This is a genomic window from Sphingomonas sp. Leaf28 (genome assembly GCF_001421685.1).
Taxonomy (GTDB): Bacteria; Pseudomonadota; Alphaproteobacteria; order Sphingomonadales; family Sphingomonadaceae; genus Sphingomonas; species Sphingomonas aurantiaca.
Map to the genome: position 1 here is coordinate 99531 of NZ_LMKX01000010.1, position 13108 is coordinate 112638.

Sequence of the window (13108 nt, forward strand, 5' to 3'; positions counted from 1 at the left end):
ACACTTGAGAGACACCGCAGTTTTGAGTAGTATTCGACAGTAAGAATCACACCTGTACCGATGGGCCGACAGGACATACTCCCAACAGCCTGAACCAACTTGTGACAAAGACAGGGGTTAGCATGCAAAGGATCCCGGCTCTATTTGCCCTGCTGCTGCTGGCGGGCGCCGCGACGGCACAGGAGACTCCGCAGGAGGTAACCCGGCGAACCAATGGCGAGATCCAGTTCGCCAATTACCCGCGCGGCTCGCTCGCGCGCGGCGAACAGGGCACCGTCGGCATCGACGTCACGACCGACCGGCAAGGTCGGCTACGGTCCTGCGCGGTATCGAAGAGCAGCGGCTTTCCCGCGCTGGACGAGGCGACGTGCGACCTCCTCATTACCCACCTGAAGATGAAGCCCTGGCTCGCGCCCAATGGCGGCGGCGTGGTGACGCGCCAGCAAGGCCAGATCATCTGGGCGCTGCCGAAGGACTATAAGGGCCCGATCGCCAAGCCCGCCACGACGCTGGCGCTCAATACGAAATCGGCGGATCCGAACCGCAAGATCTGCCGCCCGCAGGCAACCACCGGTTCGCTCATCGCCAGCACGCGCATCTGCCTGACGCGCGCGCAGTGGCAGATGCAATATCTCCATGCCCAGGAAGAGACCCGGAATATGCACTCAGGATTCCTGCCGGGCGATTGAGAAGTGCGAAGAGCGTTATCCAACCACGCTACCACTTCGCACAGATCCAGAAACTACGGTCTCGCACTGTCCGCTTCTGTGAGGAACGCGGACATCAACTCTCCAACGCCGACACGAGATGCGTGAAAGCGTCTACGTTCGCTTTCTGATGCGAAAGCACCCCGGCAGTAATGTCCTGCGTCGTTCCATCCGGCATGACAAGCTGCGCCTTAACGCCGCCGGTACTGAAGAGATCGACCTGTCGCAAAGCCTCTTCGCGCTGCTCGTTCGCCCACTCGATCAAGTCATCTGGTGTCTTCACCGTCCGCACTCCCCTCCGCCGTCGGCATCGTAGCACGGCATCGAATTATGCGTCTTGTGGCCGCTTGTGGCCAACAGCGGAATGGCCGAGATTGGGAGGAAAGCGGACTGGCTGCTTTCAAGCCAAGAGCTGTCAATAATGACCGAAATCCAGCGGCGCTTGCTCGCCGTTCGGGTAGAACATTTTCTCCTCGGCGGTCCAAATTACCAACTCCAGCCCATTCCCGCCTTGAACGACCTCAATTCTAAGCGCCGAGCCATGCTCGTCGGCTGCCCGGTCTGTCGGATCATAGAACAAGATTAGCTCCGCGCCCGGAGCAAGCCGGAACCTCGACGTGGACAGCTCAAGGTTTACAAAAAGCGGCGCGTCGGTCGGGTTATGAAACGTCTGCTTGAGCTTTGCCATGCGCTGTACATGCGCCGCTGAACGATCGCCTGCAATCTGGTGGCTGAAACACGAGGCCGAATGGCTCAAAGTGGGCGTTAGCGGTCATTCAACGCGATCGACTCCGGAACGTTCGGTGTTGGTGGTTAGCGGATGGTCCTCTTCCTACGCTCGCGGTATTCCCGAAATGCGGCCCACACGAGCAAGACAGCAAGGATGAGGATGGCTCTCGTCGGAACGTGACTGATGGCCGACCGTGAGTCGCTGTCAATCCAGTCGAATGCGAACTGTCCGACCAGTACCGGCAAGCCGACAATGACGATGAGTTTCAGGATGCGGCGCGCCATCTAACCATCGTATCTAAGACCCTATTGTCTGCAAGTGGGCGTTTTCGGCCGTTCGTCGTCAGTTGCGTTAACGCGCAAAGCGGCTCCGCAAATTGGTAGCTGCTCTTGTAGTCGCGTAGGCTGCCTCAACTGCGGAATGTCCGGAATGGGCAGGAAAGCGGCCTGGCGGCCTTAGGACTGTTCCAGCCTCTAGCGGCCCTCTGCTCCCCAACTTCGAGGCATCGCACCCTCGTCATAGCCAGAACATTCACAGCCATCGACCGTGCAAAGCATCTGCTCTTCCGTGCCAGCATGGTGGTAGCCGATCGCATGCCCGCACTCGCTGCAATCACCTGTGCCTATGCTATTAGGCGGTTTGATCGATACGCGATGGGGTCGCCGCAATAGCGTGTCGAGAAAGCTTCGCTTACGGATGATCTCCCCAGTCCACCAGGTCGGCGCCTCGTGCGCGGGGTCCAAAAAGCCTTGGATCTTGATAAGGATGGGGCCACCAACCCGCTTCTTCCAATCCGCATCCCATGTGACCGACATATACGGCCCCTCGTTCTGCGGGCGCGTGTAAGTAGTCCCGATCGGAACTCGCTCCGCGAGATCAGCCCATACAAAGTCCGCAACTTCGTATGCGACGTCGCTGACGCGGAGTTCAAGTTCATCACGGTCAGCATCGGTGGGCATGCGCAGAGACTGAATGAATGGCGGCTATCGGGCAACCTACATCGGTACACGAATAACCGACTATGGGCGTTTGTGTCGCCCGCCGACACATCCGCCCCACGCTCACCGCGTCGGCACAGGCTCCACACCCGAATAGTCATAGAACCCGCGCTTGGTCTTGCGCCCGAACCAGCCGGCCTCGACATATTTCACCAGCACCGGCGCGGGCCGGAACTTGGGATCGCCCGTGCCCTCGAACAGCACGCGCGTGATCTCCAGGCACGTGTCCAGCCCGATGAAATCCGCCAGAGTCAGCGGCCCCATCGGATGGTTCAGCCCCAGCTGGCAGGCAAGATCGATGTCGCGCACGCTCGCCACGCCCTCGCCCAGCGCAAAGCACGCCTCGTTGATCATCGGCATCAGCACGCGGTTGACGATGAAGCCCGGCGCGTCGTTGGCGTGCACCACCTGCTTGCCGAGGCGCTCGGCATAGGCCTCGACCGCCGCCACCGTCGCGTCCGACGTCGCGAGGCCGCGGATCAGCTCGATCGGCCGCATCACCGGCACCGGGTTGAAGAAATGCACGCCCATGAACCGCGACGGATCGGGGGCCGCCTGCGCCAGCCGCGTGATCGGGATCGACGATGTGTTCGACGCCAGGATCGCGTCCGGCCCGAGCACCTTGCCGACCTCGGCGAAGATCGCGCGCTTGACGGCCTCGCGCTCGGTCGCCGCCTCGACGACGATGGCGCAGTCGCCCATGTCCGCCACGCTCGCGACCGGCTCGATTAATGCGAGCGCGCCGTCACGCGCGTCCGACGCGATCTTTTCCTTCTCGACCAGCCGCGCGAGCGCCTTGGCGATCCCCGCCTTGCCCTTTTCGGCCTGCTCCAGCGACACGTCCGCCAGCAGCACGTGGAAGCCAGCCTGTGCCGACACCTGCGCGATCCCCGCGCCCATCTGCCCTGCGCCGATCACGCCGATCGTCTGCCCGGTCCCGCTCATGTCTCTCTCCTGCTTTGTTGCGCCCTCCCTAGCGGCTTTTCCCTGCGCTGCCACCGCGCTAGGCTGTGGCCATGTCGTGCAAACCGATCTTTTCCGCGCTGGCCGCCGCCCTCGTGCTGCCGCTGATGGCCTGCTCGCCAAGCCAGCCCACGCCCCAATCCGCGCAGAAGTCCGGGCCGGAGTCCGGACCAGCACCAAGGGCAACCCCCGCCACGCCGCGCCCGCCCGCACCCGCGACCGATTCGCTTGCCAAGCCGACGCCCGGCACGCTCAAGACCTTCGCCGACTGGACCGTCGGCTGCGACACCACGCTGCGCTGCACGCTCGCCTCGCTGCTCCCCGAGCAGGATCTCGGCGAGGACGCGATAACGCTGAACATTACGCGCGAACCCGGCGCCGTGGCGCGCAGCGGCGGCACGGTCTCGCTCGCGCTGGAGACGCGCAACGACGAGGCCGCCACCACGCGCCCGCCCGCCAGCTTCGCCGTCGACGGCAAGCCCGTGGCGCTGCGCGACGCCGCCACGCTCGCCGCGCGGATTGCCAATGCCGCGTCGCTCGCGATCCTCGACGCGAAAGGCGGCACGCTCGCCACGCTGTCGCTGAAGGGCGCCGCCGCCGCGCTGCGCTACGTCGACGCGCAACAGGGCCGCGCGGGCAGCGTCGATGCGATCGTCGCGAAAGGCCCCGCCCCGTCGCGTGCGCCCACGCCGGCGCTCCCCGTCATCGCCGCGATCACCCCCGGAGGCGCCGCCGCCAGCCTCACCCCCGCGCAGATCGCGACGATGCGCAAACGCGGCGAGTGCGATCTCGGTGGCGCCGAGGGTGGCGGGGACCAAACGCAGTTCGCGCCCGAGGTCCACGCGCTCGGCGACGGCAAGTCGCTCGTGCTCCTCCCCTGTTCGACCGGCGCGTATAACCTGATCGGCGCGCTGTTCATCGTCGAGGGCGCGGTCGTCACCCCCGCCCGCACCGACGCGCCCGCGGGCTTCGACGCGACCGGCGCGGACTCGGGCACCTCCGTCCAGAGCGTCGTCAACGGCGCGTTCGAGAACGGCGTCCTCACCAGCTACGCCAAGGGCCGCGGCCTCGGCGACTGCGGCTCGCACCAGAGCTTCGTCTGGGACGGCACCCGCTTCCGCCTGTCCGAGCAAGCCGACATGGGCGAATGCCGCGGCAACATCGACTACATCACCACCTGGCGCACCAAGGTGGTGCGCTAGCTTACGGCGCCGGCCGCTCCACCTGCGCCTCGGCGAGATACACCCCGAACAGCCCCTCGGGGTCGGTCCACTCGGCCACCGGCGTCCACCCCCCCGACCGCAACAGGATCCGCGCATCCCGCGCGCCATATTTGTGCGAATTCTCCGTGTGAATAGTGTCACTTGCAGACATTTCGAATGACCGCCCGTCGACCGTGAAGGCGACGTCGCGGATCGCCTCCAGATGCATCTCCACTCGCGCGCGATCGTCGTTCCACACCGCCTTGTGCGCAAACGCGTCGAGCGGGATGTCGCCGCCCAGTTCGCGGTTGATCCGCTCGAGCAAGTTCAGGTTGAACGCCGCCGTCACGCCCTGTGCATCGTCATAGGCCGGCACGAGCACGTCCGCGCCCTTGATCCGGTCCATCCCGATCAACAGCATCGCGCCCACGCCGAGTGAGCTACGCATCGCGCGCAACAGGTCGACCGCCATCAGCGGGATCATGTTGCCGATCGTTGACCCAGGAAAGAACCCCAATTTCGGCGTGTCGGCGATCGTCTTGGGCAGGCTGAGCGGCCGCATGAAATCCGCCTCGAACGGCATCACCAGCAGGTCGGGAAACTGCTCGCCCAGCGCCTTCGACGATTCGCGCAGGAAGTCGCCCGAAATATCGATCGGCACATAGACCGACGGCGCCACCGCATCGAGCAGGATCGGAGTCTTGGTCGACGATCCCGAGCCGAACTCGACGACTGCCCGCCCCCTACCGGCGATCACCGCCACCTCGGGGCACGCCGTCTCAAGGATCGACCGCTCGGTCCGTGTCGGATAATATTCGGGCAGGTCGGTGATCGCCTCGAACAGTTCCGACCCGCGCCGGTCATAGAACCACCGCGCCGGGATCGCACGCGGCCGCCGCGCCAGCCCGTCCAGCACGTCCGCACGGAATTGCGGGTCGGCGAGCGTCTGCTGGCCGTCCTCGATCTCAGGCTTCAACATCAGATATCTTTCGCGAGGCGCACGCCGGTGAACTGCCACCGTTGGTGCGGATAGAAGAAATTGCGATAACTTGCTCGCGCATGGCCGCGTGGGGTGGCACAACTGCCACCGCGCAGGATGAACTGCGACGTCATGAACTTGCCGTTATACTCGCCGACCGCACCCGCCGCCGCGACAAACCCCGGATAAGGCCGATACGCGCTGCCGGTCCATTCCCAGACATCACCGAAGAATCCCGGACCGCCGGTCGATGGCCTTGGCTCGACGGGCCCAGCGACATCCATCTGGTTTCCACCGCCCGCATCGTGCGAGGCCGCCGCCGCCTCCCATTCGAACTCGGTCGGCAACCGCGCGCCGGCCCAGGCCGCATACGCATCCGCCTCGAAAAAGCTGACATGCGTCACCGGCGCCGCCGGATCGATCGCGCGACGCCCGTCCAGCCCGAACCGGGTCCAGCCCGACTCGCCTTCTTCCCAATAGAGCGGCGCGACGATGCCCTCGGCCTTCACCCAGGCCCAACCGTCCGCCAGCCAATACCGTGCTTCGGTATAGCCGCCGTCCGCGATGAACGCGGCCCATTCGCCGTTCGTCACCGTCCGGTCCGCGATCGCATGCGGTGCCAGTAGCGCTTGATGCCGCGGCCCTTCGCAATCAAACGCGAACCCGTCGCCCCGATGCCCAACCTCGACGATCCCGCCATCGTTCGCGATCCAGCCGATCGCGCCCGGCATCTCGACCGGCACCTTCCGCGCCGCCGGCCACATCGCAGGCTCCAGCGGATTTTCGGAGAACATGTGGAGGATGTCCGTCACCAGCAATTCCTGGTGCTGCTCCTCATGATGACAGCCGAGCGCGACCAGCGCGTGCGCGTCCGCCGACAGGTCCGGCAGCGCCGCCAGCACCGCTGCGTCGACATGCGCGCGATACGCCCGCACCTCGTCCAGCGACGGCCGGGTCACCATCCCGCGCCGATCGCGCGCATGCCGACGGCCCTCGGCCTCGTAATAGCTATTGAACAGGAACGGGAATCGATCGTCGTGCAGCGCGTAACCCGCGACATGATCGCGCAGGACGAACGTCTCGAAGAACCATGTGGTATGCGCCAGATGCCATTTCGTCGGCGACGCATCGGCCATCGACTGCACCGTCGCATCTGCATCCGACAGTGGCGCGGCCAGGTCCAGCGATAGCGCACGAACCTTGGCGAAGCGGTCCGCCAATTCGGACTGCTGCGACGGGGACACTGTGGAGCGAACGGGATCCGGCATCGGCTTTCCTTCTATCCGGCACTTTCCGCGCAGCGCTCGAACGGAGGCGCACACCTAGTCGCGCATAGCCCCCGGTTGCCATAGAACGTCGCCAGCCCCGTTTTGGTTCACCGCCCGCGATGCAACAAACAGGAAATCAGACAGCCTGTTAACATACGCTAATGCTGCCGGATTTAGCCGAGACTCGACCGCGACGGCGGATCGCTCGGCACGCCGCGTGATCGCACGTGCCAGATGCAGTGCGGCCGCCTGCGCCGATCCGCCGGGCAGGATGAAGCTGCGCAACGGCGCAAGGTGATCGTTCATTGCATCGATCTCGCGCTCCAGCCGCGCGACCTGCGACGGCACGATCCGCAACACCATCTCGGACGGCGCGAACGCGTCGTCGTCCGCCCCCTCGCTGGCGGGAGTCGCCAGATCCGCGCCGAGATCGAACAGGTCGTTCTGGATCCGCGCGAGCGCGGCGGCCAACGGATGTTCCCCCAACGCGACCGCGGCAACGCCGATCGCGGAGTTCGCCTCATCGACGTCGCCGATCGCCTGGATCAGCGCGCTGGCCTTCGACACGCGAGAGCCGTCGACCAGACCGGTCGTCCCGGCATCACCCGTGCGCGTGTAAATCGTGTTGAGCTTGACCACCGGTCGTTTCCTTCAGTGCGATCGATTTGCGGGACCGCCGGGTCTTCGGTTCGAGCCATGCCGCGGTCGAAGCTACCGCACCCTCCTCGCTATCCCAACGAGAGCCGGAACGACTAGGAGGGGATGAGCGATGGAAAAAGCGCCTCAGGTACGCCCGGCAGCAAACAGGATCACCACCACGATCAGGATCGCGAGGGCCTGGAAGAAGATCCGCTGCTGCATCATCCGATTCGATTTCAGCGACGCGGCGCTCGGCCCGTTGCCGTCGCGGACCTGCGCGCTGCCCTCCTGCAGGAACGACACGACGCCCCGCACCAGAGCCACGACGGTCGCGATCATGGCCGCGATCAGGAGGATGACGAGGAAAGTGTTCATGGATCGAATGTAAGCGCGCGCGGCAACGCTAGCAATGCCACGTAGCATATTGTGAAGGACCGCATGATGCGCGCAAATACCCTATGTTATACCTGACGCTGAAAGCCCTGATCTCGGGCATCCTGATCGCCGCGGCATCGGAGATCGCCAAGCGCTATCCCGGCGTCGGCGCGCTGGTCGCCTCGCTGCCGCTCGTTTCGGTCCTCGGCATGATCTGGCTCTGGCGCGACAAGGCGGACCCGCAAACAATGGCCGCGCACGCCGGAGCCACCTTCTGGTACGTGCTGCCTTCGCTGCCGATGTTCCTGCTGATCCCGATGATGCTCCGCCACGGCGCACCGTTCTGGCTGTCGCTGCTTGCGGGCTGCCTGCTGACGATCGGGCTCTACGCGGCGATGACCTGGGCCGCGCCACGCCTCGGGATCCAGCTGTAGCAGCGTAACCGCCCCCGCCGCGTTGCTACAGCAGTCGCTGCCGTACCCGGGCCGCCAGTGCCAGCCCGTCCTCTCCGGCCGCGCGCATCGCCGCCAGCGACGGCGCCCCGTCCCGCTTCGCCAGCCGCCGCCCTTCCGCATCCACCACCAGGGGATGATGATGATAGGTCGGCACCGGCAACCCAAGCAGCGCCTGCAGCACCCGGTGCACGTGCGTCGCCGCGAACAGATCCACCCCGCGCACCACGTCGGTCACGCCTTGCGCGGCATCGTCGATCGTCACCGCCAGGTGGTAGCTCGCCGGCGCATCCTTGCGCGCCAGCACCACGTCCCCCTGCGGCATCGGATCGGCGACGACGCGGCCTGCCTCGGCATCGTGCCACGCCAGCGCGCCCGTTTCCGCCAGCGCCTTGCCCATATCCAGGCGCCAGCACCGCGCATCCGTCCGTGCCGCGATCGCCTCGGCCGAAAGCCCCCGGCACGTCCCCGGATAGGCCGGCCCGACGTCGCCCTGCGGCGCCGACGCGCTCGCCGCGATCTCGGCACGCGTGCAGAAACACGGATAAACCAGCCCCCGAGTCTTCAGCGTCTCCAGCGCGGCGTCGTAGGTCGCCAACCGCGCCGACTGGAACACCAGCGCATCCCAGCGCAGCCCGAGCCACGTAAGATCCTCGATAATCCCGGCGACGAACTCGGGCCGGCTCCGCGTCCCGTCGATATCCTCGATCCGCAGGACGAACTGCCCGGCGCGGTCGCGTGCAAAGTCGTGCGCGCGGATCGCCGACACCGCATGGCCCTCGTGCAACCGCCCCGTCGGGCTGGGCGCGAACCGCGTGATAACGGTCACGATGCTTGACCTGACGCCATGCGCCGTGCTGTCATGTCCTTGTCATCGCTGTCGTCCATAGGGCGTTTCGCGAAGCCTGAGTGGGAGGAGCCGTGTTTCACCCCGACCTGATACGCCACCCGGATGGTTGTCCGGCGCTCGTGCTGAATGCCGATTACACGCCGCTTTCTTACTATCCCCTCAGCGTCTGGCCGTGGCAAACCGCGATCAAGGCGGTGTTCCTCGACCGTGTCGACATCGTCGCCACCTATGAACGCGAAGTCCGCAGCGCCAATTTCGCGCTGAAACTGCCCTCGGTGATCGCGCTCAAGCAGTTCGTCCGACCGTCGCAATTTCCCGCCTTTACCCGCTTCAACCTGTTCCTGCGCGACCGGTTCACCTGCCAATATTGCGGCAAGTTGCGCGATCTCACCTTCGACCATGTCGTACCGCGCGCGCAAGGCGGCCGTACCACCTGGGAGAACGTCGTCACCGCCTGCTCGCCCTGCAACCTCAAAAAGGGCGGGCGCACGCCCAGACAGGCGGCGATGCCGCTCCATATCGAACCGATCCGCCCGACCAACTGGCATCTGCAGGAACACGGCCGCAGCTTCCCGCCCAACTACCTGCACGACACATGGCACGACTGGCTGTATTGGGACGTTGAGCTCGAAGCCTGAGGGCTTTTCATCAACGGGAGATACTATGCGGATCGGACTCGGAGCAGCTTTTGCTGCGACAGGACTAATACTGTCGAGCGCGCTGCTGTCTGCCTGTGGCGACAAGGATGCGCAGCGGGCCCAGGCCGATGCCAATGCGGTGGGTTTCGTGCCGCCGTCGGTGACGTCGCGGCTCGATTTCGGCGCCAGCATGGAACGCCGCTTCCGCACGCTCGATCGCAACGCCGACGATCGCGTCACCAGGGACGAGCTGCCCTCGCCCAACGCGCGCATCAAAGCGTTCGACCGCAACAAGGACGGCATCATCACCGCGATCGAGTGGAGCGAAGGCACGCTCGCCTGGTTCGACCGGATGGACCTGAACCACGACGGCACCGTCACGTCCGAAGAGCGCGCGGAGTCGCGTAAGCGCCGATAGGCGAAATTATCTGTCGTCCAGCGGCATGTCTGCACGACAAATCTACCGTGCGAGGTTGACCTGATCCCTGCCGCAGCGCAGCAGGGAATCATGGCCAGCCTTCCCGCAATCGCGAACAATTCCGACATCCGCTTCCTCGGCAAACTGCTCGGCGACGTCATCCGCGCCTATGGCGGCGAGCGCCTGTTCGAGGCCACCGAGACGATCCGCAAGGCCTCGGTCGAGCGCCACCGCGACGCCTCCGAAGGCAAGCCCGGCGACGATCGCGCGGTCGATCTCAGCCTCGAAAAGCTCAGCCTCGACGAGACGCTCGACTTCGTCCGCGGCTTCATGCTGTTCTCGATGCTCGCCAATCTCGCCGAGGACCGCCAGGGTATCGCCGCCGAAGACGGTGCCGACCTCGCCTCCGCGATTGCCCAGCTCGAATCCGAAGGCATCGACCGCACGCAGATCCGTGCCTTGCTCGATCACGCGCTGATCGCCCCCGTGCTGACCGCGCACCCGACCGAAGTCCGGCGCAAGAGCATGATCGACCACCGCAACCGCATCGCCGAGCTGATGGGCCTGCGCGATCTCGGTCGCGACACGACCCCCGATGGCGACAGCGTCGACGACGCCATCCTCCGCCAGATCGCACTCCTCTGGCAGACCCGCGTCCTCCGCCGCGACCGGCTCTACGTCACCGACGAGGTCGACACCGCGCTCAGCTACCTGCGCGACGTGTTCCTCCCCGCGCTGCCCGCGCTCTACCAGCGCTGGGACCGCGCACTCGGCGAACGCACGCCCAGCTTTCTGCGCCCCGGCAGCTGGATCGGCGGCGACCGCGACGGCAACCCCTACGTCACCGCCGACTCGCTCCGCACTGCGCTGTCGAAGGCGAGCGAAGCCGTGCTCGGCTATTATTGCGAAGCGGTCCACGCGCTCGGCGCCGAGCTGTCGATCTCGACCGAACATGCCCCCGCCGACGCCGCGGTGCAGGCGCTCGCCGACGCCAGCGGCGACAACGCCGCCAGCCGCAGCGACGAGCCCTATCGCCGCGCGCTCTCGGGGATCTACGCGCGCCTGGCCGCAACGCACGAGACGCTGACCGGCAAGCCCTCGCCGCGCCCCGGTCGCCTGACGGGCACACCCTATGCCAGCCCCGCCGACTTCCGCGCCGATCTCGTCACGCTCGCGCACGGCCTCGGCTCGGCGCTCAAGAGCGGCGGCGCGCTCGGCCGGCTGATCCGCGCGGTCGAGACGTTCGGCTTCCACCTCGCCACCTTGGACCTCCGCCAGAACAGCGCCGTCCACGAACGCGTCGTCGCCGAACTGCTCAACGTCGCGGGCGTCGAAGGCGATTACCTCGCGCTCGACGAAGACGCGCGCGTCGCCCTCCTCCGCCGCGAACTCGCCAACGCACGCCCGCTCACCTCGCGCTTCGCCGCATACACAGACGAAACCGCAGGCGAACTCGCGATCGTCCAGGCCGCCGCCGACGCGCACGCCGCCTATGGCCCCGCGTGCATCACCAACTACATCGTCTCGATGGCGCAGTCGGTCAGCGACCTGCTCGAAGTGAATCTGCTGCTCAAGGAAGTCGGCCTCTACCGTCCCGGCGGTACAGGATCCCATCAAAGTAATACTTTGATGGGTGCCGAAACCCCGACCGCCGCGATCATGGCGGTTCCGCTGTTCGAGACGATCGGCGATCTCGAGGCCGCCCCCGGCGTCATGACCGCGTGGTTCGCGCTCCCCGAAATCGCCACCATCTCGACCGCGCGCGGCCATCAGGAAGTGATGATCGGCTATTCCGACAGCAACAAGGATGGCGGGTATCTCACCTCCACCTGGCAGCTGTCGAAAGCCTCGACCGCGCTCAAGCCGGTGTTCGCGGCGGCGGGCGTCGGCATGCAGCTGTTCCACGGTCGCGGCGGCGCGGTCGGGCGCGGCGGCGGCTCGGCGTTCCGCGCGATCCGCGCGCAGCCGCCCGGCACCGTCCAGGGCCGCATCCGCATCACCGAACAGGGCGAGGTGATCGCCGCCAAATACGGCACGCGCGACGCCGCGATGACCAATCTCGAGGCGATCGCCTCGGCCACGCTGCTCGCCAGCCTGGAACCCGAACGCCTCTCCAACGCCGACAATGCCAGCTTCTCCGCGGCGATGGACACGCTCAGCGCCACCGCGTTCCACAGCTACCGCGACCTCGTCTACGGGACGGAGGGCTTCCGCACCTTCTTCCGCCAGATGACGCCGATCGCCGAGATCGCCGGGCTCAAGATCGGCAGCCGTCCCGCCAGCCGCACGAAGTCCGATCGAATCGAAGACCTCCGCGCGATCCCCTGGGTCTTCAGCTGGGCACAGGCGCGAGTCATGCTGCCCGGCTGGTACGGCGTCGGCCGCGCGATCGCCGATTTCGAGGACAAGGCGCTGCTGAAGGACATGGCGCAGGGCTGGCCGCTCTTCGCCTCCGCGCTCGCCAACCTCGAAATGGTGCTCGCCAAGTCCGACATCGGCATCGCCGAACGCTATGCCGGGCTGGTCGAGGACGACACGCTGCGCGAGATCTTCACGACGATCCGCGACGGCTGGCACCAGACGCATGACGGGCTCTTGCAGGTCACCGGCCAGTCGCGCCTGCTAGAAAAGCACCCCGCGCTCGACGCCTCGATCCGCCTCCGCCTCCCCTATATCGAGCCGCTCAACCTCCTCCAGATCGAACTCATCAAACGCCGCCGCGCCGGCGAGGACGACCCCCGCATCGGCGAAGGCATCCTCCTGTCGATCAACGCGATCGCCACCGCGTTACGCAACAGCGGCTAAAACTGCTCCCCTCCCGCCTGCGGGAGGGGTCGGGGGAGGGGCGTGCCCCACCGGCCGGACGCCCATACGTACGTCGCGCCCTCC

The 13108-nt window shown here is 66.1% G+C and carries 16 protein-coding genes; 6 read left to right on the plus strand and 10 right to left on the minus strand.

The window, feature by feature from the left end; genetic code table 11:
• Positions 1–122 precede the first annotated feature (122 nt).
• The gene (locus ASE79_RS15920; RefSeq protein WP_056418866.1) at positions 123–689 is read left to right on the plus strand and encodes an energy transducer TonB; all 567 of its coding nucleotides are present in this window, start codon (positions 123–125) and stop codon (positions 687–689) included.
• 94 nt (positions 690–783) lie between these two features.
• On the opposite strand, the gene ASE79_RS15925 is transcribed toward ASE79_RS15920, so the two are convergent.
• From ASE79_RS15925 to ASE79_RS15945, 5 genes are all read right to left on the minus strand, one after another.
• Positions 784–990 (minus strand): hypothetical protein, encoded by a 207-nt coding sequence (locus tag ASE79_RS15925; RefSeq protein ID WP_156359731.1) that lies wholly within the window; start codon positions 988–990, stop codon positions 784–786.
• A gap of 132 nt (positions 991–1122) precedes the next feature.
• The gene (locus ASE79_RS15930; RefSeq protein WP_056418872.1) at positions 1123–1395 is read right to left on the minus strand and encodes a hypothetical protein; all 273 of its coding nucleotides are present in this window, start codon (positions 1393–1395) and stop codon (positions 1123–1125) included.
• Between the two features lie 125 nt (positions 1396–1520).
• Positions 1521–1721 carry a hypothetical protein gene (locus tag ASE79_RS15935; RefSeq protein ID WP_056418874.1) on the minus strand — a complete coding sequence of 67 codons (201 nt, stop codon included), beginning with the start codon at positions 1719–1721 and terminating at the stop codon, positions 1521–1523.
• Between the two features lie 189 nt (positions 1722–1910).
• A complete protein-coding gene (locus ASE79_RS21325) occupies positions 1911–2396 on the minus strand; it encodes a hypothetical protein (protein WP_056418877.1) in 486 nt (161 codons plus the stop codon).
• Between the two features lie 102 nt (positions 2397–2498).
• The gene (locus tag ASE79_RS15945) at positions 2499–3380 is read right to left on the minus strand and encodes a 3-hydroxyacyl-CoA dehydrogenase NAD-binding domain-containing protein (protein WP_056418880.1); all 882 of its coding nucleotides are present in this window, start codon (positions 3378–3380) and stop codon (positions 2499–2501) included.
• 71 nt (positions 3381–3451) lie between these two features.
• Between ASE79_RS15945 and ASE79_RS15950 the strand changes: the two genes are divergently transcribed.
• On the plus strand, positions 3452–4600 hold the full coding sequence (locus ASE79_RS15950) for a DUF1176 domain-containing protein (RefSeq protein ID WP_056418883.1): 1149 nt from the start codon (positions 3452–3454) through the stop codon (positions 4598–4600).
• 1 nt (position 4601) lies between these two features.
• Here the strand turns inward: ASE79_RS15950 and egtD are convergent, their stop codons facing one another.
• The 4 genes from egtD to ASE79_RS15970 form a co-directional block, all read right to left on the minus strand.
• A complete protein-coding gene (egtD, locus tag ASE79_RS15955; protein WP_056418886.1) occupies positions 4602–5579 on the minus strand; it encodes an L-histidine N(alpha)-methyltransferase in 978 nt (325 codons plus the stop codon).
• Positions 5579–6847 (minus strand): ergothioneine biosynthesis protein EgtB, encoded by a 1269-nt coding sequence (gene egtB, locus ASE79_RS15960; protein ID WP_082445383.1) that lies wholly within the window; start codon positions 6845–6847, stop codon positions 5579–5581. Before egtB ends, egtD begins: the two co-directional genes overlap by 1 nt.
• 54 nt (positions 6848–6901) lie before the next feature.
• Positions 6902–7486: a cob(I)yrinic acid a,c-diamide adenosyltransferase gene (locus ASE79_RS15965; RefSeq protein WP_056418890.1), complete on the minus strand. Its 585-nt coding sequence runs from the start codon at positions 7484–7486 to the stop codon at positions 6902–6904.
• Between the two features lie 144 nt (positions 7487–7630).
• A complete protein-coding gene (locus tag ASE79_RS15970; RefSeq protein ID WP_056418893.1) occupies positions 7631–7861 on the minus strand; it encodes a twin transmembrane helix small protein in 231 nt (76 codons plus the stop codon).
• A gap of 83 nt (positions 7862–7944) precedes the next feature.
• Here ASE79_RS15970 and ASE79_RS15975 point away from each other — a divergent pair, with 83 nt between their 5' ends.
• The gene (locus tag ASE79_RS15975; protein ID WP_056418896.1) at positions 7945–8295 is read left to right on the plus strand and encodes a DUF3147 family protein; all 351 of its coding nucleotides are present in this window, start codon (positions 7945–7947) and stop codon (positions 8293–8295) included.
• A gap of 25 nt (positions 8296–8320) precedes the next feature.
• Here the strand turns inward: ASE79_RS15975 and gluQRS are convergent, their stop codons facing one another.
• Positions 8321–9145, minus strand: a complete 825-nt coding sequence (gene gluQRS, locus ASE79_RS15980; RefSeq protein ID WP_156359732.1) for a tRNA glutamyl-Q(34) synthetase GluQRS — start codon at positions 9143–9145, stop codon at positions 8321–8323.
• A gap of 89 nt (positions 9146–9234) precedes the next feature.
• Here gluQRS and ASE79_RS15985 point away from each other — a divergent pair, with 89 nt between their 5' ends.
• From ASE79_RS15985 to ppc, 3 genes are all read left to right on the plus strand, one after another.
• Positions 9235–9801 (plus strand): HNH endonuclease, encoded by a 567-nt coding sequence (locus ASE79_RS15985; RefSeq protein WP_056418900.1) that lies wholly within the window; start codon positions 9235–9237, stop codon positions 9799–9801.
• Positions 9802–9826: 25 nt separating this feature from the next.
• On the plus strand, positions 9827–10219 hold the full coding sequence (locus ASE79_RS15990; RefSeq protein WP_056418901.1) for a hypothetical protein: 393 nt from the start codon (positions 9827–9829) through the stop codon (positions 10217–10219).
• A gap of 90 nt (positions 10220–10309) precedes the next feature.
• Positions 10310–13024, plus strand: a complete 2715-nt coding sequence (gene ppc, locus ASE79_RS15995) for a phosphoenolpyruvate carboxylase (RefSeq protein ID WP_056418904.1) — start codon at positions 10310–10312, stop codon at positions 13022–13024.
• Positions 13025–13108 lie beyond the last annotated feature (84 nt).